This window comes from Janthinobacterium sp. BJB446 (assembly GCF_002735655.1).
Lineage (GTDB): Bacteria > Pseudomonadota > Gammaproteobacteria > Burkholderiales > Burkholderiaceae_D > Janthinobacterium > Janthinobacterium lividum.
This window is the reverse complement of the sequence record NZ_PDZK01000002.1, coordinates 1-24,383: the sequence shown is the minus strand read 5'-3', so window position 1 is coordinate 24,383 and position 24,383 is coordinate 1. Positions and strand designations below refer to the sequence as shown.

Genomic DNA, 24,383 nt, shown 5'->3' with positions numbered 1-24,383 from the left:
GGCATTCTACGACTTCGCGGCGTTTCCTGTGCAGTGCGACAGGAATTATTCTTGTTGAGTTAAAAATTCTTTACCAGGGTCAGGCGCAGCGAGCGCGATTCCACCGGATGGAAGTGGATGTCGTCGACGGGCTGCGCCTCGCCGGGCAGGCGCGAGGCATAGTAGTAATCGATGGCCGAGTCGCGCCGGTTGGCCAGGTTGTAGCCTTCCAGCTCCACGCGCAAGGTCTTGTCGATCTGGTAGGCGATGCGCCCGTTCAAGCCCACGCTGGCCGACGAGCGCACGCTGTTGTCTTCAATCAGGGGGCGCGGACCGAAGTAGCGCAGGCGCAAAGAACCCGACCACGGCCCCGGCGGCGTCACCGTCATGGCCAGCTGGGCTACGCCTTCGATGGCGCCGGGGATGAAGTCGCCCGCCGGGTCGCTGCCGCGCGAGCGTGCGCGCGCATACGCCAGGTCCAGGTCCAGCGACAGCCAGCTTGCCGCCTTGTAGTAGCTGGAAAACTCGATGCCGTAGCGGCGGCTGGGGCGGCCCGCCTCGGTGGCGCCCGCGTCGCCGATGAACAGCAGTTCGGAATCGAAGTCCAGGCGGTACAGCGACAGCGAGGTTTGCAGGCCGGCGATGGCGGCGCTGCGCAAGCCCAGTTCCAGTCCCCGCGAGCGCGCCAAAGGCGTGACCTTGTCGGCCGCTACACCCGTCTTCGGGTCGACCGTGATCGTCGTGCCGCGCGCATCGTTGCTGTGAAAGCCATTGCCGATGTTGAAATACGCTTCCGTATCGCGCCACGGCCCGGCGATCACGCTCAGGCTGGGGCTGAACAAATGGTCGCTGGCCTTGCCTGAATTGGCGGCGCGGTCGCTGCGCACGTCGAAGCGGTAGGCGTCCGCGCGCAGGCCGGCCACGGTGCGCAGCCAGCGCGACCAGCGCGTGCTGTTTTCGCCATACACGCCGAGGCTCGATTCGACGATATGGTCTTGCCGCGTGGTTGACAGGGTCTGCCGCTGCCGCGTGTTGTACAGGCCATTGTGGATATTGTCGTTCTGTAGCTGCAGGCCGATGGTGGTGTCGCTGCTGCCCCTGTCCGTGTGGCGGTGCCAGGTGTGGCTGGCGTTGATGCCGGACGTCACGCGCCGGTCCGGCTGGGCGAACTGGTCGCCGTTATCGGGGTCATCCATCGCATACGTGAAATTCGAGAACAGGGCCAGGCGGTTGGCGATCACATATGCGCTGACCCTGGACGACATGTCGTCCGTTGTCTGGCGCCAGGCGCCCGAGAGGCTGTAGCGCTGCGCCTTGCCGCCGTCGCTGGCATCGATGGCGTCGAAGCGGCCCAGCGTGCCGTCCTGCACGGCGCGCAGCGGAATCTGGTCGGTGGCGTTCCAGCTGGCGTCATACGCCATGGCCGTGACGTTGAAGCCGTTGTTGGCATAGCCTTCGCTGTAGCGCAGCACGCCATTGAGCTTGCGGTAGCGGTCCGGCTGCGTGAACGGGCCATCGTTGTGCTGCGCTTCGAGCGCGTACAGCAGGCTGCCGTCGCCCGCATCGAGCGAATCGGCCAGCAGGGCGCGGCGAAAGCCGTTCTGCCCGATGCCCACGCTGGCGATGCCTTGCGTCAGGCGGTTTGCGTAGACGACGGACGCCGCGCCGGCCGAGGAGAAATCGCCTTGCTCTGCCGAATACGGTCCCTTTTTGTAATCGAGGCGCATGGCCAGCTCGGGGATCAGGAAGTTCAGGTCCGTCCAGCCTTGGCCGTGGCCATGACTGCGCTGGTTGACGGGCATCTCGTCGACGGTGGTGCGCAGATCCGTGCCGTGATCGAGATTGAAGCCGCGCAGGTAGAACTGGTTGGCCTTGCCCTCGCCGCTATGCTGGCTGACGATCAGCCCCGGCACGGCTTCGAGCAGTTCGCCTGGCCGGTAGCTGGTGCGCGCGTCAAGCTGCTGTTGCGTGACGCTGCCCGCGTTGGCCGAATCGGCCACGCCCAGCTGGTTCAGGCGCGAACCGTCGACCAGCACGCGCTGGAAGATGTCGTCGGCGTGGGCGGTCGCTGCGGAAAACAGGGCGGCGAGGAGGAGGGGAAGATGGCGTGGCGTCATGGGTGTGGTGGGACTTGGCGGATCGGCAGTTCCGTGTTCTGGCGGTCGAAGATCAACGTCTGGATGCTGCCGCTGTCCTGCACGTTGAGGGTATTGCGCTGGCTGGGCAGGAAGTCGATCAGCAACTGGTTATGGATGCGCGTGGCGGGGGCCAGGCGCGTGCGTTCGATTTCCTGGAAGATGACCACGTTGTCGGCATTGACCTTCATGCCGACCCAGTTCAGGCGCAGGCGCTTGCCATCCGGCCCCACGAGGTAAAACTGTTTTTCGACATAGCGGCGCAGGGCCGCTTCGCTGTCCTCCTGGCCCAGGTCGAACTGGCGCTGGTACAGGTTCGTCAGCAGCGCTTCGACGTCGTGGCCCGTGTAGGTGTGCACCACTTCCGTGCTGCCGCTGGCCGCGTTATAGCTGATGTCGGCGATACCCATGTGGAAATTATGGGCGCCGGCCGCCATGCTGGCGCAGGCCAGCGTGGCGGTGGCCAGCGCGCGCCAGCGCTTCATGCCTCGTCGCCCTTGGCCGAGCCGCCATTCTTGCCTTTCAATGGCGTATGAAAATCGCGCATCAGGTTATCCTTGGGCGACTTCTCGCTCTTGAACAGTTCCAGGCGCGATGGCGTGATTTTTCGCGGCCAGCTATTGTTGCTGGTGTCGATGTCGGCCGTTTCCCAGTACGGGTCCTGCACCAGGCCCACCATCGGCTCGTCCGTGATGACGACCTTGGTGATTTTCTTCGGCGAGTAGCGCCACACTTCGGCCGGCACGCGCTCGACGTACTTCTTGCCGCTTTTCAGTTCGATTTCGAGTATCAGCGGCATGACCATGCCGCCCACGTTCGACAGGTCGACCAGGTACAGGTGCTTGCCCTGTTTCAGCAAGTCCTTTTCCCACGGCTCCAGAGCGGCCAGCGCCTCGGCATAGGCGTTGCGGTCCTTGTTGGTCACCGTGAAATCGTCGTGCTGGTTGTAGAAATCCTTCAGCTCCGGATGCGCGTCGACCCGGCGCGGCATGCCCTTGTTGGCGCGGCTCGTGACGGATTCCGGCTGGGCGTCCTTCTGCGCCTTCTTCCAGGCCTTTTCCGTTGCCGGATCCTTTGAACTTACGCCGTATTCGCTGATGCCGTCGATGCTGATGTCGACCGGGTCGGTCGTATAGAACCAGCCGCGCCAGAACCAGTCCAGGTCCGTGCCGGAAGCGTCTTCCATGGTGCGGAAAAAATCGGCGGGCGTGGGGCGCTTGAATTTCCAGCGCTGCGCATATTCCTTGAACGCGTAGTCGAACAGCTCGCGCCCGAGGATGGTCTCGCGCAGGATGTTCAGGCCCGCCGCCGGCTTGGCGTAGGCGTTGTTGCCGAACTGCAGCAGGGATTCGGAATTGGTCATGATCGGCACCTGGTCGCGGCTACGCATGTAGTCGACGATTTCGCGCGGTTCGCCGCGCGAGGCAGGGTAGTTTTCTTCCCACGCCTGCTGTGCCAGGTATTGCACGAAGGTGTTGAGGCCTTCGTCCATCCACGTCCACTGGCGCTCGTCCGAGTTGATGATCATCGGGTAGTAGTTGTGTCCCACTTCGTGGATGATCACGCCGATCAAGCCATACTTGGTGCGCTTCGAATACGTCAGCTCGCCCGTTTTTTTGTCTTTCACCGGGCGCGGGCCGTTGAACGAGATCATCGGGTACTCCATGCCGCCCACGGGTCCGTTGACGGAGATGGCCGTCGGATACGGATAGTCGATGCTGTACTTGTTGTACTGTTCAATCGTGTGCACGATGGCTTGCGTGCTGTACTTTTCCCACAGCGGATTGCCCTCTTTCGGATAGTAGGACATGGCCATCACATCGCTGCCGCCTTTCTTGTAGCCCTGCGCATCCCAGATGAATTTGCGGCTCGAGGCCCAGGCGAAGTCGCGCACGTTGGCCGCCTTGAAGTGCCACGTCTTTTGCGCGCGGCTGACGGATTTTTCGGCCGCTTCCGCCTCTTTTTGCGTGACGATGACGATGGGCTTGTCGCTGCCTCGGGCCTTTTCCAGGCGCTCGCGCTGTGCGGAAGACAGCACGTCCTGCGGGTTTTGCAGCTGGCCAGTGGAGGCGACGATATGGTCGGCCGGAACCGTCAGTTGCACGTCGTAGTCGCCGAATTCCAGGGTGAATTCGCCGGAGCCGAGGAACTGCTTGTGCTGCCAGCCGGCCGCGTCGTAATACGCCGCCATGCGGGGGAACCACTGCGCCACTTCGAACAGGGCGTTCTTGTCGTCGAAGACTTCATAGCCGGCGCGCCCGCCCAGCACCTTCTGTTCGTTGATGCGGTAATCCCAGTCGATCTGGAAGGCGAAATCCTGGCCCGGTTTCAATGGCTGCGGCAAGTCGATGCGCATCATGGTGCGGTTGATAACGTACGTCAAAGGCCGGCCATCGGCGCCTTTCAGGGCGCGGATATTGAAGCCGCCCTGGAAGTCGCCGCGCGCCAGGAGGCCGCGCAAGCCTTCGAATTTCATGGTGTCTTCGCCCGCCGTCCTGGCCCACGCCTGGCGCGACGGCGCCGTGGTCATGCGGCGCGCGTCGGAATCGGGCTTGTAGATATTCTGGTCCAGCTGCACCCACAGGTAGCCGAGGGTGTCGGGCGACTGGTTATGGTAGGTGATGGTGCCGCTGCCGGCGATCTCGCGTTTGGTTTCGTCCAGGGTGGCGCGCAGCGTGTAATCGGCGCGCTGCTGCCAGTAGGCGTGGCCCGGCGCGCCTGAGGCGGTGCGGTAGGTATTCGGGGTAGGCAACACCTCTTCGAGCTGGCGGAACTTGTCGTCGAAGGGTTCGGCAGCGAAGGCCGACACGGTAAAGCAAAGAGCCAGCGAGGCTACGGAGCCGAAAGGTATGCGCATATTCACCCTGATGTTGTTGTAAGGAAATAGTGGCAACTATTCTATACGCAGGGTGAGGCCATCCATGTATCGATTTGTAATAAAGAAAGGCGGATTTTGCGCCAGCTTTTGCCTTGCGCCGTCAGGGCAATGCTTTACCTGATTTTGCTCGGAAAAGCGGCGTTTTTACTCACTTTTCATCAGGCTGTCGCGCAACTGGTTCAGCTGTTGTTTCATGTCCACAACTTGCTCCACGCTGCAGTGGCTGGCCGTCAGGATGGCTTCGGGCAGCAGTGCCGCTTCATGGCGCAGCTGGTCGCCTTGCTGCGTGAGGGAAATGATGACTTGCCGCTCGTCGCTGGCGGCGCGCGTGCGCGTCAACAGGCCCGATTGCTCCATGCGCTTGAGCAGGGGCGTCAGGGTGGCCGAGTCGAGGAACAGGCGCTCGCCCACTTCCGACACCGTCAGGCCGTCGCGTTCCCACAACACCATCATCACCAGGTATTGCGAATAGGTCAGGCCGAGCTTGCGCAGGAGCTTGCGGTACAGCTTGTTCATGGCAAGCGAGGTCGAGTACAGCGCAAAGCACAGCTGGCTGTCCAGGCGCGGCACCTGGTGCAAGGGGTTGGGGGAGGTAGTGGTATCCATGGGCACAGTATATATAGCGCGCTACTTAATGACAAGCATGGCTAATATGCACGCGTGCACCGGACCGGCTGGCCCGGTGCATGGAGAGTGCCTGTGACGAACTACTGCGCGTAGCGCGCGCGCAGCAGATGCAGCATGGCGACGTTCTGTTCCCAGGCATCGCTCACGGGCTGCTGCGTCCAGGGCAGGGTTTGCGTGTATGGCGCGGGGCCGAATTCCGGCGTGAACGTCATGCGCTCGGCGCCGGCGGCGCGGCGCAGGGCGACGATGGCGTCCCACCAGGCCAGGTGGGCGTCGAGCGCCTGTTTCGCTTCCGGCGCGCGGAAGTCGGCTACCTGCGGACCCTGCGCATGGCCCACGCGGGCATGCACGTGGCGCACCAGCGGCAGTACTTGCGCCAGCGTCTGCGGCTGGTCTTCCAGCAGGGATTCGCAGGCGCAGCACCAGTGCGACAGGTCGGCCGTCAATGGCAGCTCGGGATACTGCGCCAGGTAGGGCAGCAGCAGCATCGGGTGGCCGGAAAAGCGGCTGCGGTGGATTTCATGCACGATGGGCACGCCGTGTTTTTTCGAGATGGCGGCGGCCAGGTCGATCAGCTGCGCGTTCTGCGTCTGGCTGTAGTAATCCTTGCCCGTGTGGGTGTTGACCAGCACGGGGCACGCCAGGCAGGCGTTTTCCAGCAGCTCCGCCAGGGCGGCGCGGTGCTGCTCGAAGTCGCTGTGGAACACGGTTTCCCACTGTGCGGCGATCAGCTGCAGTCCCGCCTTGGCGATGCGGTCCGTCCATTCCTCGCGCAGTGCCGCGTCCAGCGGCAGCGACATTTCGATGCCGTCGAAGCCGGCCGCTGCTACCCTGTCGATGAAGACGTCGGGCGGCAGCTCGTTATTGCCCCAGTGGGCGGCAAAGACGTCGATGCGCATCAGACGAAGCCCCGCACGGGGAAGGACGCGTCGCGCTGTATCCAGTTGTGGGCCGCGTATTCCGTCTGGCCGTCCGTGGCGTGCAAGGTGTAGGCGTGGCGCGAGACGGGCGAGCGGTTCGGCGCGCTGTAGTGGGGCAGCAAGCCGTGGAAGCAGACGAGGGCGCCGGCCTTCACTTCGAGCGGGACGGCCGTGCTGTCGTCGGGCCAGGGCATGCTATCGAGTTTTTCCACGCGCACCTGGTCGCCGTTGCGGATGAAGCGTTCGCGCAGGGGGCCGCGGTGGCCGCCCGGTTCGGCCCACAGGCAGCCATTGTCCAGGGTGGCGTCTTCCAGCGCGAACCAGAAGGTGGTCACGCTGACTGGCGTGGTTTCGAAATACGTGGCGTCCTGGTGCCAGCGCACTTCGCCGCCGATGCCGGGCTGCTTGAAAATGTACATCGATTGCCAAACCTGCGCGTCCGCCAGGCCCAGGTCGCGCGCCACTGCGGCCAGTTTTGGATCGGCGGAAAAGCTGCGGAAGACGGGATCGAGGTCGTGCATGGCGTGGCCGATCTTGTTGATCGACAGGGACTTGGCTTGCTTCAGCTGGCCGTCCGGACCAAACGCCTCTTCCTCGAAGAAGCAGCGGATGGTGTTGTCGGAAGCGAGGAAATAATCGTTGGTGTTCTTGGCCTGGTCGCGCGTGGTGAAGATCGACTGGCTGACGCTGGGATCGAATTCGTTGACAATCTGCTCGGCGCGCGCGCGCAGGGCGGCGATTTCGTCCGCACCCTTGAAATCGGGCAGGATGATGTAGCCGTCGCGTTGGTATTGTTCTTGTTGCGGGATTGTCAGCATGGCGGCGGCTCCGGAGGTCAATGGAAAGCGCCATTGTAGGATGGGCGAGGGCGGCAAACAATCGCCCAGCGGTTGACAGATTGTCGCCAAAACGATGACAATCTTTGACATGGATCAATTAAAAGCGATGGAAATCTTTGTCGAAGTGGCGCGTCAGCGCAGCTTCACGCTGGCCGGGCAGCGCCTGGGCCTGACGCGGGCCATGGTCAGCAAGACCATCATGCAGCTGGAAGAGCGCTTGCATGCGCGGCTGCTGCACCGCTCCACGCGCGAAGTGAGCTTGACGGATGCGGGCCGCGCCTATCTGGCGCCGTGCATGGCCACCGTCAGCCAGGCGCAGGAGGCGGCGCGCATGGTGGCGCACGTGGCGCAGGCGGGAGCGGGGGCGGAGCTGGCCGGGCCGCTGCGCATCCAGGCGCCATCGAGTTTCGGCAGCGCGTGGCTGGCCGATGCCATCGCCCGTTTCAGTTTGCTGCACCCGCAGGTGCAGGCCGAGTTGTTTGTCGACGATGCGCTGCTCGACCCGATACGCCACGGTTTTGATTTGACCATCCGCGTGGGCGGCATCCCGGACAGCAGCGCGCTGGCCATGCGCCCGCTGGCGCCGTGCCGCGCCGTGCTGTGCGCCAGCCCCGCCTATCTGGCGCAATGGGGTGTGCCGCAGACGCCGCAAGAGCTGTTGCAGCACCAGTGCCTGCATTTCAGCCACCTGACGGATGGCACGAACTGGCATTTCCAGCGTGGGGAAGGCGGCCAGCAAGAAGATGTGAGTGTGCGCGTGCAGGCGGGCTTCACGGCGAATAACGGCCTGGTGCTGCACCAGGCGGCGCAGCGGGGGCTCGGCATCGTCTACAGCACCACGTTTCTCGCCTGGCGCAATCTGCTCGATGGCAGTCTGCTGCCCGTGCTGTCCGGCTGGGACCTGCCCCTGAATCACCTGAGCGCCCTGTATCCGGCCAGCCGCCAGCCGTCGCCCAAGGTGCGCGCGCTGATCGATTTCCTGGTGGCCGAATACCAGCCCGTGACGCCGTGGGACCGCGAGCTGGCAGCGGCAGGTTTTTTCAGCTGAGGGTCAATTGAGGCTCAGTTGAGCGCGAGGGGTTCCACCGTCCACGCGCCATCCGCGTACACTCTTTCGTCGTCGAGGTAGACGGCTTCGGTGACGGCGAAGATGTCGACGTGGTAGCGCGCATCCTTGCGCTTGAATTGCGGCTTGGCGTAGACGCCGTGCTTGGCGCCCAGCGACAGGTGGATGCCGCACATGCGTTCATACGTGCCGATGTCGTTGACCAGCTGTTCGCGCGAAAAGGCGCGGTTCATGCCGAAGCCCAGTTCGCGCACCCATACTTCGCCTTCGTGCGCGCGGATGATTTCCAGCATGGCGGTAAATTCCGGCGTGGCGTGCTCCGTGCCCGTCACTCTGCCCTTTTCGATGATCAGGGTGATCGGCGTGTCGGGGCGGTTGACCATGAAGTGCGTGTCGCCAAAGACGAAGATGCGCACCCGGCCGTTCACGGCTTCCAGGTCCTGCGCTTCCGTAAACACTTCGCCCAGCGGGAACTGGCCGCCGATATTGTTCATGCCGCTGTAGTCGCCGATATTCAGCTTGGCCGATTCGAACGGCGAAGCAAAGACCAGCTGCTCGCCGCCGCTGTCGACCATGCCGTGGCGGGCGCCGTCGATGCGCGCTTTCAGTGCATGGCCCACGCCCCGGTAGTAATCGGGATCGTACGCCAGCGAGGCGATGTAATGCAGCCCCTGCACGCCGGGCATGCGCGACAGGTGCACGTGCTCGATGACCTTCAGGCCCCGCTTGAACAGCTCGATGCGGATGCGGAACGCTTCCAGGCGGAAGCTGGTCGACTGGATCAGCACGACGAGGCTGCCGGCCGGCAGCTCGGCAAAGGCAGCCAGCACGGCATCGGGCGTGACCTCGTCGAAATCGATGAAGGTCGCGTCGGGCAAGGCCTGGCGATACGCTTCCGTCAACACGACATTGAGCCAGCTGCGCTTGTCGCAGACGATCAGGGACGGTTCGTCCGGGCGGTGGCAGATGGCCATGGCCAGCAGGTCGGCCACGTTTTGCGCGGCCACTTCGGTGGCGGCGGCGCTGATGGCGTCGAGCCGGCTGGTGTCATTCTCGGGAAGCGTCATGGTGCGGAGGTGGGGACGTGAAGTAATCGCAGCATTATAAGGCGATTGCCGCCGGGCACACCATTCCCCATCCGGCGGAGGACAGGCAGAGCTGCGCGTCCCTGATTATCTTGTGTAGTGCTTTACGGCAATGTATTATTTGACAAACAGCCTGGAAGCGGCCCGGCGCAGCGGCAAACGCGCGCATGCGCATGGCATGCTTTCAGTGATGCAGGGACAACAAGCCAGCAGGCGATGACTAAGAGTGTGATGTGATGAGCATAATCGGACAAGATATTCCCATGGAACGGCCGGATACGGATGGGCGCGCCGCCGTCTTCGTTCCCGTCACGGGCGTGAAGGAAGATGTCCTGTTGACCATACGCAAGGGGGCGGCCATCGTCGGCTTCGCCAACCACGACCGCACCATCACCGTGTATTTTGAAAGCAACCGTTTTGACGATCCCGTCTTGGCCAAGTGGGAGCACAAGGCGCGCAAGGCCTACGACCGCCTGGTCGACAATGCGCCCACTGTATCGAAACTGACCACCAGCCCCGCCAATTTCGAGCAGATCGGCTATATCAATGGCAAGGGCATCACCATCCGCCGCATGGAAAGCCTGCAGCGCTGGCTCGCGTATTCGGATGCGATGGAGTCTTGCCCGGCAACGGATATCATTCCGCGCACGCTGATCGCCAAGCCCGAAAGCGTTAAAGTTTAAGAGTGGTTGATACAACACCCTCGGTGTTGTTGCCTGCCCTGCATTTACCTTACTGTACTGAAGTACTGTCTTCGGGGCGGCGCCTACCCTGAGCATTTTCTCAGCCGCTCCTGATGTGCATACGGGAGCCAACGATGTTGTCGGATTACGCAGGGCTTTGCCCCGCTGATCCGACCTGCGCGACCTACGCCTGACCTCGCTCACGCCCCCCTCACACCACGACGATATTCGCCTGCGCCTTTAGCGGACAGGGCAGGGTGTCGTCGAAGGTGATTTCGATGGCGCTGGCGATGAACATGCCGCCGATGTGCTGGGCCGCGATTTCCGGCGGCGTGCCGGGCTTGGTCAGGTTGACGTCCTGGGCGAAGACGAAGACGCGCCAGGTGCCGTAGACCTTCTGGTCGTATTGCAGCAGGGTGCGGTAAGCCCGCTTCAAGTCCAGGCTGCCTGCGTAGACACCATCGTTGGCGCCCGGGTCGAAGCCCAGGCCGTCGTCGGTCAGCGATTCCACGAAATACAGGCCCTGCGGCGCCTGGAACAGCACGAAGGCATACAGCTCCCTGCCGCGGAACACATTGCCATTGTCGCGCTTGAAGCTGGCGCGTATCCACAGCGGTTCATAGGCTTGCACGACGGCGGGCGTATCCGTTTCCACGGGCCCCGCCACATGGATGTTGACTTGCGTTTCGGTGACGGCATGCTGGTAGGTGGCGCCCGTCGTGAAGCGTTGATACTCCCAGCTGATGTCGGCCGTGTAGGGCAAGCCCGCGTTCGGCGCTTCGGGCAACACCCATTTCGCCACCACGCGCTCGGCCAGGGTCAGTTCGCCGGCGGCCGGTGGTGTTGCTTCCTGGCCACGCCAGAACGGATCCGCGATATCGGAGCAGGCGACGGCGATGGCGCCCGAGGCGATGGCCGAGGCGACGCCCGCTACCGTGAATTCGGGCTGGCCCGAGCCGGCCCCTTCCAGCGAGCAGCAGTCGACGCTGGGATCGGTTTCCTCGAAGGTGCCGCCCACGCTGAAGCTGGCCTTGCCGGAACCGAGTGCGGCTGAAATGATGGCCACCAGCGCGGCGATGACGGCGATGATGATGGCGAGTATCTTCCACCACGGGTCGGCAAACGGCAGCTCGCCATGCGTGCCCGCGTAGGCGGGGTTCGGCGTCCAGACGAGGGTCATGCCGGTCGGCACGATCGGCCCCAGGCCGGGCGGGCAGCGGCACGCATTTTCCCCACCTTTGCCATCCGTGCCCGTGCTGCCCCACCGTTTGCCCGGCAAATGGCCTTGCGGCTTGGACAGTTCCAGGGTGCCTTCCTCGACCGTGCACGTGTACGTATTGGTGGCGCTGTCGAAGCGCGTTTGCGAGACGAAGATTTGCTGGATCGAGCGGCGCGGCGCGTAGCCGTCCGCCTTGGCGACGAAGCTGACGAGGCGCTTGCCGGGCGCCGCATGCTGGAAGTCGGCATCCCACATGACGAGCATGGCCGCGCCGGCGGGAATGCTGGCAAAGAAGAAAGTGCGCGCCACGGGCACGATGCCGGGGTCGCCCACGCTTTCCAGGTACACCGTGACATTGTTCAGGGCGCTGCCGGACATATTGGTGACGTGGGCGGCGATGCGCAAGCCATAGATGGCATTGTCGAATATGCCATCGGGCAGCATGATATTGGTGACGGGCTCGATCGCGAACGGCCGTGTCAGCACCTGCAGGGGGCTATCGCTCATGATGCTTGCTCCTCGGGGCTTTGCTGCTCTTGAGCTTGCTCTTTCTCCAGGTCGGTGACGATATACGTGATGCCGCCCATGACCTCGCCGTCCTGGCTCTCCAGCACGCGCAGCAGCGCATACTGGCGTGGCGGCAAGGCTTCGGCGCGCACGCTCAGATATACGGCCTGCGCCTGGCCGCGCGGCACTTCCAGCGCCAGTTTTTGCTCGCCAGGCGCATCGCCATTGCAATGGGGCGTGCGCGCCAGGCCAGCGACCAGGCGCGCGTCCCTGGCCGGCTGCCATCGCTCAAGCCCCAGGGTGGCCAGCAGGCGCTCCGGCAGCTCGCCGCCCTGCTCGATCTGCAATTCCACTTTTTTCGTTGCGCGGGGCAGGGCCGCTACCGCGATGCTCAGCAATTGCGCGCGCCTGGCTGCCAGCACCACGGTGACATTGCGCTGGGCGATCTGCTCGTGCTGCTTGGGCTGGAAAGGAAAACCGTTGGGCAGGGGATCGGGCAGCGGATTGATGTCGCCCGGGCCGTGGGCGACGGCCAGCAGGCATTCGTGGCCGCCATTGACGATGACGGGGATCCACGGCACCAGGCACAGCACTTCCTGCGTGGCGCCGGGCGGCAGGTCCGCAAAGGCGGAGCCGATCTGCGTGGCGGCGCCGACGGCGATCTGGCCGGAAGGGTCGGCCCAGTAAAAGTCCACGCGCACGCCGTTCGAGGCGCTGTTGCCCGTATTGTGCACGCGGCCCCACAGGTAATTGCTGGTGCCGGCGATGGGCGTGCCGGGCGGGCCATTCGGATCATTGCCCGGCACGACCCAGATATCTGCGCTGTCCCACCACGAGGGCTGGCCGTCTTCGATGATCAGGTGGGCTGGCATGGCGTTCTCCTTGTCCTTGGCCGGTGCTTCCAGCTTAGGCCGCGGCGGCGAATGCTTTTTGATCGGTATCAAGGCGATGGAACACGGCGCCGGTGCACCGTTGCCGTGCCCGCGTAAGGTAATATTGCGGCAGAATGCAGTGGAATGACTCCAGGAAAAGGTTGGAATGTGCTTGAAACAGTGAATGACGTTTGCATCAACGCCGCTTGCGGCCGGACCTTGCCGCTGCGCGTGGCGCATTGCCCGTTTTGCGGCGCGCGCCAGATGGCGCAAGCGCCTGTTCTGGAGAAAGCCGTAGCGCCGCCGCCCGTGCCGCGCATGCCGCCGCCGGTGCCCGTCGCTCCGCCCATTCCTTCGCCTGCTCCTGCGCCCACCCCCGTGCCGCAGCCCGCACCCGTTCCCCAGGCAATCCCGCCAGCGCCTGCCGCGCCGGCAGCCGCGCCAGCCAAGGCGCCGCCCGCCAAGCCTGCCACCAGGGGCTCGGTGCCGCCGCCGCGCCCGCCCGTGCGCTTGCGCACGTGGATCGCGGCGGCAGTGGTGCTGACCGGTATCTGGTTTTTCAACAAGCCCGCCGACAAGCCGGCCAGTGTGGCGGAACAGGTCGAGGCCGCCACGGCGCTGGCGGCGCAGTGCGACCTGGATGGGGCGCGCAGCGCGCTGGCCGTGCTGAAAAGCGCCAAGGCGCCCGCCGCGCAGATCAAGCGCTTGCAGACAAGCATCACCAAGTCCGCCGCTACCTGCGACAGGCAACAGCAGCGGGCGCAGGCGTGGCTGGCGCTGCAAGGCAGCGTCAACCAGGCCCTCGACGCGGGCAAGCCGGAGCTGGCCGCCACGCGCCTGGCCGTGCACGTCAAGCGCTGGGGCGACGATCCCGACACGCTGGAACTCGACGCCAAGGTGAAAGTGGCGCTGGCCAGCGCCCAGCTCGACCTGGCTGACGCCTGCCTGGCGCGTTCGGATCGGGTGTGCCTGGAAAACAGCCTGATCGCCGCTGAACGCTACAAGCGGCCGGAACTGGCGGCGCGCACGCAGGCGCTGCGCACGGCATTGTCGCAATTGCTCGAACGTTCGCTGCTCGATGCGTCCCCCGGCCAGTAGCGCCAACATGTAAAACGCCCGCCAGGGTCAAGCCGGGCGGACGCATTTTACTCAGCCTTACTCTTGCGGCACCAGCGCCAGCGCCGCGCTGAAGTCGCCCATCGGCTTGCCGCCATGGGCCACCAGTGCCTTGTCGCGCGTGCTCAAGCCATCGAGTACGGGCAGGGCGAAGCGGTGCGTGATGGCGCGCAGGATGGAGGCCGAATCATATTGCGTATGATCAACTAATCCCTTTTTCACATACGGCGAAACGAGGATGGCCGGCACGCGCGTGCCCGGACCCCAGCGGTCGCCCTTCGGCGGCGCCGCGTGATCATAAAAGCCGCCGTTCTCATCGTAGGTGACGATAACCAGCATGTTTTTCCACTGCGGACTCTTTTTCAGCTGGGCGATGACGCTGGCAATGTGCGCGTCGCCATCAGCCACGCTGGCGTAGCCCGCATGCTGGTTCAGGTTGCCCTGCGGCTTGTAGAAAGTCACGGGCGGCAGCTTGCCGGCACTCGCGTCGCTGAGGAACTGGCTGTCGAAGTCGCGTAGGTGGGCGGCGCGGTAGGCGGGCGCCTTTACGGGATCCATATTCGCAAAGTAATTGAACGGCTGGTGGTGGAACTGGAAGTTGGGCGGATTCGGGAAGCTGCCGGCACGCGCGCTGGCCGTAGCCAGTGCCGTCGTGTCCTTCCAGGCGCCCGCGTACCAGGCCCAGTCGATGTTCTTGCCAGAGAGCAGGTCGCCGATATTCGTCTGCGTTTGCGGCGGCAGGGTGTTGGCCTTGCCCGTATCCGCAAACAGCTTGCTGCTGTCGCCCGAGGCGGGTGCGTTGCTGCTGGGCTGGAACGGCGGCTGCATGGTATTGACGGCGTAGAACATGCCCGTGCTGTCGGCCGGCGTCAGCGCGCCGTCATTGGCATACGCGGGCGCCCCGTTCAAGACCGTGGCTGGCGCCGTGGCGGACGGCGTCAGGCGCAGGAAGTTGCCATTGGCGTCGACGTCGATCTTCGCGACCGAGCTTTTCGCCACCGAGGTATCCGCATTCGGATAGGTGGGCGCGCAGGCGCAGATCAGGTACTGGTGCGTGAGGAAGGAGCCGCCAAAGGCGCCGATGAACAGGTTGTCGGCCAGCGCATATTGTTTGGCGATGTCCCACAGCTGCATCTTGCTGCCGTCGTAATAGCCCATGGACAGGCCGCCCGCGTCGGAATACGCGGCGAACTTGTCGTTGGCGCCGCCGTTGATCTGCATCTGGTTGTTGTAGAAGCGGTGCACGAGGTCGCGCGTGATCACCGATTGCGGCAGGTACAGGGGGCTGTTGGCGTCGTCGATCTGGAATGGCTTGTTGGGCAGGTTGGCCGATTGCGCCTGCGTGATGACGGTGCTTTGGCCGGCCGCCGTCATGCCGCCCCAGGTGGGCGGCAGCACGGGCAGGGTGCTGCCGTCGATGTCTTTCTGCGGCACGTAGGCGGATGTCGACGTGGGGTTCACGCCCGGCACGCCGTTGGCGCCCGGGAACAGGCCGTATAGATTGTCGAAGCCGCGGTTTTCTGCGTAGATGACGACGATGGTCTGGATATTGTTCAGCGCCAGCGCGCCGTTCAGGGCGGCCAGCGCGTCGGCGGGCGCCGCTTGCGCGCTGGCGCTGGCGATCAATGCCGTCACGCTGGCGTTTTCCGCCTTCAGCTTCGCCAGCTCGTCGCCGCTGGCCTTGTTGAAGTCGGAGGCCAGGCCCGCTTCGGACACGCCGATGCGCGCGGCCAGCTTGCTGCTGGCGGCCGCGAAGTCGCCGCCATTGCCGTCCATGACTTGCGCCAGTTCCGTCGACAGGGCGCTGACGAAACCGCCGTGCCCGGCGGGGGCGCGCAGCAGCAGCTTTTGCGTCACCTTGCTGCCCGTGTCGCCGATGGCTTCATGGCGGATCGCATCCGTGCCGATGGTCACCAGCACGGCGCCCTGGCCGTCGAGCGTGTAGCTGCCGTCGGCCGCCGTGCGCACGACGGCGGAGGCGCTGTCGCACGTGAGTTTGGCGGTGGCGCTTTCCAGGCACACCTGGGCGTTTTCATAGTAGCTGCCGATCACCTGGCCCGTGGTGCTGGGCGTGATCGCATAGTCGCTGCCGCAGGCGGCCAGGCCCAGCGTCAGTAACAACGGCAGGGGCCGTAACGAAGTTTTTGCGTGCAAGTTCATTTTCATGCCTTCTGGGTGGAAAACGTCGCATGCTAGGCAGGCAATATGTCAGCTGCGTGACATGTCAGCACCTGTTACATGACGTAATGTACGGACTTGATACATTAGCTTTTGCAGGGGCTTGTCACGCAGCTGTCACATGCCGTTGCTACGCTGCCAGCCCATGATGAAAACGAACCCCTCCCTGCTGCTTGCCGCCGTGGCCGCCTGCCTGCTGGCCGCCTGCCATCCGGCAACGCAGAAAGAAGCCGCAGCCAAGCCCGCCTATTTGTCGGGCGCATACGCGCCCACCCTGCAACGCCAGCCTTCGGTGGCGGCAATGACAGCCATGGGCCGCGCCATGTTTTTCGAGCCCAGCTTGTCTGTCTCAGGGAAGATGTCGTGCGCCAGCTGTCACAGTCCCGAGCACGCGTATGGCCCGCCGAATGGCCTGGCGGTACAGCTGGGCGGCCCCGAACTGAAGGATGCGGGCACGCGGGCCGCGCCCTCGCTGCGCTACCTGCAGACGGCGCCCGCCTTTACCGAACATTTCCATGACGACGATGGCGACGACAGCGTCGACGCGGGCCCCACGGGCGGGCGCAACTGGGATGGCCGTGCCCAGTCCGGCCACGAACAGGCGCTGGCGCCGTTGCTGTCGCCGCGCGAGATGGGCAACCGCGATGCGGCCGCCGTCGTCGCCAAGTTGCGGGCCGGCCCCCTGGCGGCGCAGTTCCGCCAGACGTATGGCGCGGATATCTTCGAACAGCCGGGCCAGGCGCTGCGCTGGGCGCTGATGTCGCTGGAAGTGTTCCAGGAAAGCCCGTTGGACTTCTATCCGTATACGAGCAAGTACGACGCCGTGCTGCGCAAGCAGGCCGTCCTGAGCCCGCAGGAAGCGCGCGGCCTGGCCCTGTTTAATGATGAGCGCAAGGGCAATTGCGCATCCTGCCATATCAGCCAGGTGAGTGCCGGCGGCGCCTTTCCCCAATTTACGGATTACGGCTTGATCAATATCGGCGTGCCGCGCAATGGCAAGCTGCCCGTCAATGCGGACCCGGCGTTTTTCGACATGGGCTTGTGCGGCCCGGACCGCACCGACTTGATGGAGCACAAGGAATACTGCGGCAGCTTCAAGACGCCATCCTTGCGCAATGTCGCCCTGCGCAAGGTGTTTTTCCACAATGGCAGCTTTGACAGCCTGGAGCAGGTGCTGCGTTTTTACGTGCAGCGCGATACGGCGCCGCAAAAATGGTATCCGGCAGATAAGAACGGCAAGGTGCGCAAATACGACGACTTGCCGCCCGGCCTCGTGGCGAACGTGAACGTGGAAGCGCCATTCGACCGCCAGCCGGGCCAGGCACCCGCCCTGAACGAAACGGAGATCGCCGACGTGATCGCCTTCCTGCATACCCTGACGGATGGCTATCAGGCACCCCGCCCGGCACAGGGAAAACATGGCTGAAAAGATATCAAGATACCATTGCTTACAACTACGCCACAAAAGCCTGTTTTTATGTGCGTTAGCGCACGCTAGAAAATTTTAGGCAGGTGTATATTGCGAACTGATCTGTGTCTTTTGATAACAATGAAAGGGAATATCATGAAAGTAAGCAAAAATTGGATGACCGTGTGCGCCGCCGGGATGATGGTTGTGGCACTGGCTGCCTGCCAGAAGAAGGACGATGTCGCTGCAGGCCCTGCTGAACAGGCTGGCCAGAAGATCGATGCGGCCGCTGCCAAGGCTGAAGCCGACATCAAGGCCGCCGCTACCAAAGCTGACGCTGCCGTGAGCCAGGCCGCTGCCGATACGGGCGCCAAGATGGACCAGGTCGCCGCTGACGCCGACAAGAAAATGAGCGAAGCGGCCGATGCCGTCGGCAAGAAAGTGGAAAAAGCCGGCGAAAAGATGCAGGAATCCGCGCACAAGTAATCATTGTAGCAAGCGCGCCAGGGCCGGCCACTTCCGGCCCGGCCCCCGCAGCTGTCGTCAGGTGATGGCGGCTGCGGCGACGCCATCGCTGGCCTGGCCGCCTTGCCTCTTCTGCCCCACCGTCTCCGTTTTGTCCACCCCGTTCGCGCTCCCCAGTACCACGCTCAAATCGACAAAGCCGTCGCGCCACGCGCGTTCCAGGTCTTGCTCCACCGCTTCCAGGGTCGTTCTTTCCACCTGCTGAAAACCGCGCAAGCCATACGCCCGGTTGCGCCCGTGCGCCTTGGCCAGGTACAGCGCCATGTCGATCAGGTTGACGCTGCGCTCCCACGTGAGCGGCCGTCCCAGCGGCGCCAGCGGATAGGGCGCAAAGCCCACGGACACGTGTACCTTGATGGCTTGCCCCTGGTAGTGGATGCTTTGCGCCGCCATGCCGTTGAGGATGCGCCGCGCGATATCGTCGAGTCCGTCGCGCGCGACGGCTGGCAGGAAGGCGAGGAATTCTTCGCCGCCCCAGCGCACGATCATGTCCGTTTCGCGCAGCACTTCGTGCAGGGTTTCGGCGATCGTCGTCAGCACCAGGTCGCCTGCCGCATGGCCGTAAGCGTCGTTGATGTGCTTGAAATGGTCGACGTCGAGCAGGAACAGCGCGCCCACGACATCGGCGCCGCCATAGGACGGCTGCGGCTTGCCCGCATGGCTGCGCATGAATTCCTGGAAATGGCGGCGGTTGTACAGGGCCGTCAGCGGGTCGCGCGAGCTCTGGCGCTTGAGTTCCTGGTTTTTCACCTTCAGCTGCACGTTCGCGTGGCGCACCTTGCGGTACAGCAAGCCGACGATGACGGAGGCCATGGCCAGTACCAGCGCCAGCAGCCACCATACGCGCTGCTGCAGGCGGCGGTTGTCGATTTCCGTGCTCTTGATCTGATTCTCGCGGCTCAGCAGCTCGATCTGGCGCTGTTTCTTTTCCGCCTCATACTTTTCCTGCAGCTCATATACGGCCTTTTGCCGCTGCTTCTCGAACAGCTGGTTCGAGATGCCCCGTTCGCGGTGATATGCCGTGACGGCGCCGCGCAGGTCGCCTGCCTTTTCCAGCGCCATGCCGTATTCCAGCATCACGGCCTGCATTTCCGGCTGGTTGGCCGTGCGTTCGTAGTAGGCCAGGCCCGTGGCCACGCTTTGCTTGCCTTCCTGCAAACGTCCCTGGCCGATCAGCGCCTGGCCGATGTTCAGGCGCGCCGTCGCCTCCACCTGTTCATTGTTGACCAGGCGCGCCGCCGTGATGGCTTCATTCGCAAAGCGCAGGGCGCGCGTGTAGTCGCCTTCCTTCAGATAGCTGTCCGACAGATTGACGAGGGTGACGGCGACCATGCCGCGCGCGCCCAGCTGGCGTTCCAGCGCCAGGGCCGCCAGCAGGGCGCGCTGGCCTCGCTGCGGCTGCTGCGCGTCGAGCGCCAGCCCGTATTCCGTATTCTTGGCCTGCGCCATGCGGCCCGGCGAAGCCAAGGTGCCGGACACGGCCAGTAATTCGTCGAGCACCTCGAAGCCCTTGTCGTATTCGCGCATCTGCGTGTACAGCAGGGTGAGGGCATTCAGCGCGGCGGCCAGGCTGGAGGGGGAGTTGCTCTGGCGCGCCAGGTCGACGGCCGCCTGCAGCTTGGCCAGCGCAAACGGGAAATTGCCTTCCTCGGCCCAGGACTGGCCCGCGCTGATGGTGGCCTGCACGCGCACGGGCAAGTCGTCCGTGCGGTTGGCGATGCGTTCCGCCTCAAAGGCCAGCAGGTGCGAGGCGCGGCGCTCGTTCATGGCGAACGTGACATAGGCCTTGCAGAGGATGCCTTTCGCCAGCGCCACGTCGCTCTTGTTCTGGCGGGCGTAGGCGATCAGTTCCTCGGCCAGCCGCATGGCGATATCGTTCTGTCCCAGACGCATGCGGACGGTACTCAGCTGTGTCAGGAATTCCGCGCGCACCGGCAAGGGAGCGCTGCGCGCCTGCGATTCCACCTCCTCCAGGCGCTGCAGGGCGCGCGCGGGGACGAAGCGGCCATCCTCGCGCACGGCGGCAATATGCTGCTCCAGCTTGCTGACCTGGGCATGGCTGGCGGGCGGCAGCAAGCAGGCCAGTACCAGCAGCCAATGCGCCTTTCGCCATGATGCCCGATTCTGTCTGCCTGCCAACGTCCCGCTCCCGCAATGACACCTGTCTGTAACAGATTATATTCTGTTGCAATCAAGAAATATCATGCGGGGCACAGAAATTTGCGAAAGTGCACACTGCCAGCATTGACAAGGCCCCCTTACTGCGCCAGCTGCTGCAGCAGGTACAGGCGCTGGTACAGGCCGCCTTCGATCTGCATCAGGGCATCGTGCGGTCCCGCTTCCGTGATGCGGCCGTGGTTCAGCACGATGATGCGGTCGGCCTCGCGGATGGTCGACAGGCGGTGGGCGATGGCGATGATGGTGACCTTGCCGCGCAACTCGTTGAGGGCCTGCTGCACGATCTGCTCCGTCTGGCTATCGATGCGCGACGTCGCTTCGTCGAGTAGCAGGATGCGCGGCTGGCCGGCCAGCGCGCGGGCAATCGCGATCAGCTGCTTCTGCCCCGATGACAGGCGCGAGCCGCCTTCGCCCAGCGGCGTGTCGTAGCCGTGTTCCAGCGCGGCGATGAAATCGTGCGCATGCGCGGCGCGGGCGGCCGTCTCGATCTGCGCCTGCGTGTAGCCGCGGCCCATGTCGATGTTTTCGCGCGCCGAGGCCGCCAGCAGGAAGGGGTCTTGCGGCACCAGGCCCACGTCGGCGCGGAAGTGCTCGTTGTCGATGCTGTCGAGAGCGACGCCATTGATGGCGATGCTGCCCCGCGCGACGGGATAAAAGCGCAGCAGCAAGGAGAGCAGGGTCGACTTGCCGCTGCCCGTATGGCCGACGATGCCAAAGAAGGCGCCCTGCGGAATCGTCAGCGACAGGTCGTGCAGCACGGGCTGGTTTTCCACGTAGGCGAACGTCAGGTTCTGGATGTCCACGGCGGGCAGGTCGCTGCCCGCTTTCGTTTGCCGCAGGGCCGGTGTTTCCCTTCCCTGTGCATGTTCGAGCGCCTGCGCTTCGTCCAGCAGGGCCGAGACGCGGGCCGTGGCCACCACCGACTGCTGCAACTGGCTGAATTGCATGGTGATCTGGATCAAGGGTTCGATCACGCGCGCGATGTAGCTGATGAACGCATACAGCACGCCCACTTCCACGGCGCCCATCTCGCGCCGGCCGAAGCTGAAGATGACGACGGCCAGCAGCACGATGTTGAGCATGTCGAGCGCGGGGCGCAGCAGCCAGGCATTGGCGCGCAATTCCTGCATGCGCGCCGTGTAGTGGTCCTGGTTGATGCCCGTGAAGCGCGCGCCGAAGCGTTTTTCCGCGTTATTCGCCTGCAGCACGCTCATGCCGCCGATCGATTCGGCGATCTGGCCGTTGATCTCGCTGCGCAGGGCGCGCGCGCGCGTGACGGCCGGCGCGCTCCAGCGCTGGTACAGGAAGACGATGACCAGCACGGCCGGCAGCAGGGCCAGCACGATCAGCATCAGCCGCCAGTCGAGGAAGGCCATGGCGGCCATGGTGCCGACCAGGACGATGGAACTGTCGAGGATGACGAACAGCACCTGCACGTACAGCGATTTCACCGCTTCCGTGTCGTTGGTGACCCGGCTGACCAGTTGCCCCGTGATGGCGCGGTCAAAGAAGGCCATGGGCAGGCGCAGCACGTGCTGATAGACGGTTTCGCGCAGGCGCTGCACCGAGCGCATGGCCAGGCCGGACAGGCGCACCAGCTGCAGGTAGCGCAGGCCGGAAGCGACCCAGCCCGTCAGCAGGCATCCGCCCAGCAGCAATGCCATGCGCGTCCAGTCCAGGTTGCGCGGCAGCAGATGCTGGTCGATCAGGGCCTTGCCTAAAATGGGGCCCGTCACTTCCAGTGCGGCGGCGAGGATCAGCCAGAACGTGGCCCAGTACAGGTGGCGCAGGTCGGGCGCGGCGGCGCGGCGCAGCAGGCCGATGGCTTGCGCGGCCTGGCGGCGCACGGATTGCGTGGCGGTGGTGGCTTGTTCGGTCTTAGATGGCATCGAGGCTGGCCTCCAGTTGTTGATAGCGCCACTGGCTGGCGTACCAGCCGTCGCGCTGCATCAGCGCGTCGTGGTTGCCCGTTTCCGTGACGTGGCCGTCGCGCAGCACCAGGATCAGGTCCGCGTTGACGACTGCGCTCAGGCGGTGGCTGGCGATGATGGCGCTGCGTTCGGGGCGCTTGCGGCGCAGTTCCTCCAGGTGCTGCAGGATGCGCGTTTCCGTACCCGTGTCGACGGCGGACAGCGCGTCATCGAGCAGCAGCAAGCCGTTGTCGGCCAGCAGAGCCCGGGCAATCGCCACGCGCTGGCGCTGGCCGCCGGACAGGGTGATGCCTTTCTCGCCCACGTGGGTGGCATAGCCGTCGGGGAATTGCAGGATATCGGCATGGATGTCGGCCAGCTGCGCCGCCCGCTCCACTTCCTCGCGCGTGGCGCCGGGACGGGCCAGGGCGATATTGTCGGCGATGGTGGCGGAGAACAGGAACGATTCCTGCGGCACCCAGCTGATGGCAGCGCGCAGCGCGTGCAGGGTGTAGGCGTCCAGCGGCTGGCCGCTCCATGTCGCCGTGCCCGATTGCGGCGTGACCTGGCGCAGCAACACCCGCAGCAGGGTCGACTTGCCGCTGCCCGTTGGGCCCACGAGGCCCAGGGTCTGGCCCGGCTGCAGGCGCAGCGAGATGCCGGACAGCGCGGGTGCCGTCTGGCCCGCGTAGGCGAAGCCGACGTCCTGCAATTGCAGGGGCCCGGGCGTGAGGGGGGCAATGGTGCCATGGTCGTCGATGGCCAGCGGCGCGTCCAGCATCGGCTGCAAGCGCTGCCAGGCGGCACGGCCCCGTTCGATCAGGGAGAGCACCCAGCCGGCGGCGAACATGGGCCAGATCAGCTGGCCCAGGTACATGGAAAAGCTCGTCAGCGCGCCGATGGTCAGCTGGTCTTGCCATACGAGGTAGCCGCCCAGGCCCAGGGTCAGCGCCGTGGCGGCCGTCAGCGTCAGGCCGACGGCCGGTTCGTATGCCGCTTCCCAGCGCTGCGCCGTCAGGCTGGCGTTTGCCGCGTGGCCGGCCAGGGCGGAAAACTGCTTGCTGCTGCGCTCTTCCAGACCCAGCGCGCGCAGGGTGCGCACGCCCGACAGCGATTCCTGCACATGGTCGTTCAGCGCGGAAAAGCGCTTCAATGAATCCGTCGACGCCGTGTGGATATGGCTGGAAATGCGCCAGAAGGCCAGTCCCATCAGCGGGAAGGGCAGGAGGGCGATGCAGGCCAGGCGCCAGTCCACGCCCAGCAGCATGATGCCCAGCACCATCAGCAGGGTCAATGTGCCGTCGAAGCCGGCCAGCATGGCTTCGCCGGCGGCCATTTCGATGGCGTCGATGTCGTTCGTCGCCAGCGCCATCAGGTCGCCCGTGCGCTGGTTCTGGTAGAACGACGCGCCCTGCTGCGACATGCGCGTGTAGAAACGCGTGCGCAGCATCACGCCCAGCTGGTAGGCGGCCTTGAACAGGGTGATGCGCCAGCCCACGCGCAGGAAGTAGATGACGACGCCGACGGCGAGCAGGGTCAGCAGCTCAAGCCACAGTTCGGCAGCCGTCATGCGGTGCGCGGCCAATGCGTCGATGATGGCGCCCACGCGGCGCGGGATCCAGACGGTCAGTGTTGCCACGCCTGTCAGCATGACGGCAGCGGCGGCATACGCCGGCCAATGCTGACGCACGAAGCCGGCGATGAGCCTCGATAAACTCATGGTTACCTTTTGTTTTTAGTAATGGGGTGTCGCGGGGCGGAAGGACGGGCACGCGGACGGAAAGTACGCGTAGGATACAACAAGGTAGAAAAGCGCGCTGTGGACGGGCACGCAAAAAACGGGCCGTAGCCCGTTGTTTTGCTGCGTCAGTGCGGCGCGCGACGCTTACTTGCGACCGCTGCCTTTGCCGCCCAGCATGTCGAGCTGTTTCGATGGCGTACCCTTGGGCGCGGCCTTGGCTGTCGGCTTGGCGGCTGGCGCTGGCACGTGCTTCACAGCGGCCTTGGCCACGCTCTTGCCGGCGGCGCTGGCCGGCTTGGCGGCTGGTTCGGCCGGTGCTGGCGCGGCGGCTTTCGCTGGCGCGGCGGCGGGTGCAGGTGCGGGCTTGGCCGCTTCAGGCTTGGCAACCGGTTTGGCTTCGACCGCTTTCACGGCGGGCTTGTCGGCGACCTTCTCGGCAACCTTGGCCGGCGCTGCCGCCGGCTTGGCTGCGGGGGCGGGGGCAGCGCCGGCCAAGGTTGCCGAGAAGGTCGCCGAC

At 64.7% G+C, this 24,383-nt stretch carries 19 protein-coding genes; 5 read left to right on the top strand and 14 right to left on the bottom strand.

What is annotated here, in order from left to right:
• Window positions 1-59: 59 nt before the first annotated feature.
• The 6 genes from CSQ92_RS15810 to CSQ92_RS15785 form a co-directional block, all read right to left on the bottom strand.
• A complete protein-coding gene (locus CSQ92_RS15810; protein ID WP_099394745.1) occupies window positions 60-2,096 on the bottom strand; it encodes a TonB-dependent receptor in 2,037 nt (678 codons plus the stop codon).
• Window positions 2,093-2,599 carry a DUF6702 family protein gene (locus tag CSQ92_RS15805; protein ID WP_099394744.1) on the bottom strand — a complete coding sequence of 169 codons (507 nt, stop codon included), beginning with the start codon at window positions 2,597-2,599 and terminating at the stop codon, window positions 2,093-2,095. Before CSQ92_RS15805 ends, CSQ92_RS15810 begins: the two co-directional genes overlap by 4 nt.
• Complete coding sequence (locus CSQ92_RS15800) at window positions 2,596-4,971, bottom strand: M1 family metallopeptidase (RefSeq protein ID WP_099394743.1); 2,376 nt, start codon at window positions 4,969-4,971, stop codon at window positions 2,596-2,598. The genes CSQ92_RS15805 and CSQ92_RS15800 overlap by 4 nt, the downstream gene beginning before the upstream one ends.
• Before the next feature lie 165 nt (window positions 4,972-5,136).
• Window positions 5,137-5,598 carry a MarR family winged helix-turn-helix transcriptional regulator gene (locus CSQ92_RS15795; protein ID WP_034786515.1) on the bottom strand — a complete coding sequence of 154 codons (462 nt, stop codon included), beginning with the start codon at window positions 5,596-5,598 and terminating at the stop codon, window positions 5,137-5,139.
• Between the two features lie 101 nt (window positions 5,599-5,699).
• On the bottom strand, window positions 5,700-6,518 hold the full coding sequence (locus tag CSQ92_RS15790) for a sugar phosphate isomerase/epimerase family protein (RefSeq protein WP_099394742.1): 819 nt from the start codon (window positions 6,516-6,518) through the stop codon (window positions 5,700-5,702).
• A complete protein-coding gene (locus tag CSQ92_RS15785) occupies window positions 6,518-7,357 on the bottom strand; it encodes a phytanoyl-CoA dioxygenase family protein (protein WP_099394741.1) in 840 nt (279 codons plus the stop codon). The genes CSQ92_RS15790 and CSQ92_RS15785 overlap by 1 nt, the downstream gene beginning before the upstream one ends.
• Window positions 7,358-7,466: 109 nt before the next feature.
• On the opposite strand from CSQ92_RS15785, the gene CSQ92_RS15780 reads away from it, so the two are divergent.
• Complete coding sequence (locus CSQ92_RS15780) at window positions 7,467-8,426, top strand: LysR family transcriptional regulator (protein ID WP_257219247.1); 960 nt, start codon at window positions 7,467-7,469, stop codon at window positions 8,424-8,426.
• A 14-nt stretch (window positions 8,427-8,440) separates the two neighbouring features.
• Here the strand turns inward: CSQ92_RS15780 and CSQ92_RS15775 are convergent, their stop codons facing one another.
• The gene (locus CSQ92_RS15775) at window positions 8,441-9,511 is read right to left on the bottom strand and encodes a hypothetical protein (RefSeq protein WP_099394739.1); all 1,071 of its coding nucleotides are present in this window, start codon (window positions 9,509-9,511) and stop codon (window positions 8,441-8,443) included.
• Window positions 9,512-9,792: 281 nt separating this feature from the next.
• Here CSQ92_RS15775 and CSQ92_RS15770 point away from each other — a divergent pair, with 281 nt between their 5' ends.
• Complete coding sequence (locus CSQ92_RS15770) at window positions 9,793-10,212, top strand: hypothetical protein (protein WP_081345510.1); 420 nt, start codon at window positions 9,793-9,795, stop codon at window positions 10,210-10,212.
• Window positions 10,213-10,423: 211 nt separating this feature from the next.
• On the opposite strand, the gene CSQ92_RS15765 is transcribed toward CSQ92_RS15770, so the two are convergent.
• Window positions 10,424-11,938, bottom strand: coding sequence for a hypothetical protein (locus CSQ92_RS15765; RefSeq protein ID WP_099394738.1), 1,515 nt, complete (start codon window positions 11,936-11,938; stop codon window positions 10,424-10,426).
• Window positions 11,935-12,810, bottom strand: a complete 876-nt coding sequence (locus CSQ92_RS15760) for a hypothetical protein (protein WP_143450374.1) — start codon at window positions 12,808-12,810, stop codon at window positions 11,935-11,937. The genes CSQ92_RS15765 and CSQ92_RS15760 overlap by 4 nt, the downstream gene beginning before the upstream one ends.
• Window positions 12,811-12,978: 168 nt before the next feature.
• Here CSQ92_RS15760 and CSQ92_RS15755 point away from each other — a divergent pair, with 168 nt between their 5' ends.
• Window positions 12,979-13,908 carry a hypothetical protein gene (locus tag CSQ92_RS15755; RefSeq protein ID WP_143450373.1) on the top strand — a complete coding sequence of 310 codons (930 nt, stop codon included), beginning with the start codon at window positions 12,979-12,981 and terminating at the stop codon, window positions 13,906-13,908.
• A gap of 57 nt (window positions 13,909-13,965) precedes the next feature.
• Here the strand turns inward: CSQ92_RS15755 and acpA are convergent, their stop codons facing one another.
• Complete coding sequence (gene acpA, locus CSQ92_RS15750) at window positions 13,966-16,086, bottom strand: acid phosphatase (RefSeq protein WP_257219246.1); 2,121 nt, start codon at window positions 16,084-16,086, stop codon at window positions 13,966-13,968.
• Window positions 16,087-16,252: 166 nt separating this feature from the next.
• Here acpA and CSQ92_RS15745 point away from each other — a divergent pair, with 166 nt between their 5' ends.
• The gene (locus CSQ92_RS15745) at window positions 16,253-17,530 is read left to right on the top strand and encodes a cytochrome-c peroxidase (RefSeq protein ID WP_099395078.1); all 1,278 of its coding nucleotides are present in this window, start codon (window positions 16,253-16,255) and stop codon (window positions 17,528-17,530) included.
• A 138-nt stretch (window positions 17,531-17,668) separates the two neighbouring features.
• Window positions 17,669-17,998: a hypothetical protein gene (locus tag CSQ92_RS15740; protein WP_034786523.1), complete on the top strand. Its 330-nt coding sequence runs from the start codon at window positions 17,669-17,671 to the stop codon at window positions 17,996-17,998.
• 57 nt (window positions 17,999-18,055) lie between these two features.
• Here CSQ92_RS15740 and CSQ92_RS15735 read toward each other — a convergent pair whose 3' ends face one another.
• From CSQ92_RS15735 to CSQ92_RS28765, 4 genes are all read right to left on the bottom strand, one after another.
• Entirely contained in the window at window positions 18,056-20,113 is a 2,058-nt protein-coding gene (locus tag CSQ92_RS15735) for a tetratricopeptide repeat-containing diguanylate cyclase (RefSeq protein WP_306532429.1), read from the bottom strand.
• 182 nt (window positions 20,114-20,295) lie between these two features.
• Window positions 20,296-22,104 carry an ABC transporter ATP-binding protein gene (locus CSQ92_RS15730; protein WP_099394734.1) on the bottom strand — a complete coding sequence of 603 codons (1,809 nt, stop codon included), beginning with the start codon at window positions 22,102-22,104 and terminating at the stop codon, window positions 20,296-20,298.
• Window positions 22,094-23,845 (bottom strand): ABC transporter ATP-binding protein, encoded by a 1,752-nt coding sequence (locus CSQ92_RS15725; protein ID WP_099394733.1) that lies wholly within the window; start codon window positions 23,843-23,845, stop codon window positions 22,094-22,096. The genes CSQ92_RS15730 and CSQ92_RS15725 overlap by 11 nt, the downstream gene beginning before the upstream one ends.
• 165 nt (window positions 23,846-24,010) lie before the next feature.
• On the bottom strand, window positions 24,011-24,383 hold a 373-nt coding region (locus CSQ92_RS28765; protein ID WP_218964073.1), incomplete at its 5' end, for a hypothetical protein.

Coding starts and splice junctions, on each gene's coding strand:
- CSQ92_RS15780 (WP_257219247.1), top strand. CDS start 7,467: ATGGATCAATTAAAAGCGATGGAAATCTTTGTCGAAGTGGCGCGTCAG.
- CSQ92_RS15795 (WP_034786515.1), bottom strand. CDS start 5,598: ATGGATACCACTACCTCCCCCAACCCCTTGCACCAGGTGCCGCGCCTG.
- CSQ92_RS15745 (WP_099395078.1), top strand. CDS start 16,253: ATGAAAACGAACCCCTCCCTGCTGCTTGCCGCCGTGGCCGCCTGCCTG.
- CSQ92_RS15765 (WP_099394738.1), bottom strand. CDS start 11,938: ATGAGCGATAGCCCCCTGCAGGTGCTGACACGGCCGTTCGCGATCGAG.
- CSQ92_RS15730 (WP_099394734.1), bottom strand. CDS start 22,104: ATGCCATCTAAGACCGAACAAGCCACCACCGCCACGCAATCCGTGCGC.
- CSQ92_RS15770 (WP_081345510.1), top strand. CDS start 9,793: ATGGAACGGCCGGATACGGATGGGCGCGCCGCCGTCTTCGTTCCCGTC.
- CSQ92_RS15785 (WP_099394741.1), bottom strand. CDS start 7,357: ATGCTGACAATCCCGCAACAAGAACAATACCAACGCGACGGCTACATC.
- CSQ92_RS15775 (WP_099394739.1), bottom strand. CDS start 9,511: ATGACGCTTCCCGAGAATGACACCAGCCGGCTCGACGCCATCAGCGCC.
- acpA (WP_257219246.1), bottom strand. CDS start 16,086: ATGAACTTGCACGCAAAAACTTCGTTACGGCCCCTGCCGTTGTTACTG.
- CSQ92_RS15790 (WP_099394742.1), bottom strand. CDS start 6,518: ATGCGCATCGACGTCTTTGCCGCCCACTGGGGCAATAACGAGCTGCCG.
- CSQ92_RS15760 (WP_143450374.1), bottom strand. CDS start 12,810: ATGCCAGCCCACCTGATCATCGAAGACGGCCAGCCCTCGTGGTGGGAC.
- CSQ92_RS15725 (WP_099394733.1), bottom strand. CDS start 23,845: ATGAGTTTATCGAGGCTCATCGCCGGCTTCGTGCGTCAGCATTGGCCG.
- CSQ92_RS15800 (WP_099394743.1), bottom strand. CDS start 4,971: ATGCGCATACCTTTCGGCTCCGTAGCCTCGCTGGCTCTTTGCTTTACC.
- CSQ92_RS15805 (WP_099394744.1), bottom strand. CDS start 2,599: ATGAAGCGCTGGCGCGCGCTGGCCACCGCCACGCTGGCCTGCGCCAGC.
- CSQ92_RS15740 (WP_034786523.1), top strand. CDS start 17,669: ATGAAAGTAAGCAAAAATTGGATGACCGTGTGCGCCGCCGGGATGATG.
- CSQ92_RS15810 (WP_099394745.1), bottom strand. CDS start 2,096: ATGACGCCACGCCATCTTCCCCTCCTCCTCGCCGCCCTGTTTTCCGCA.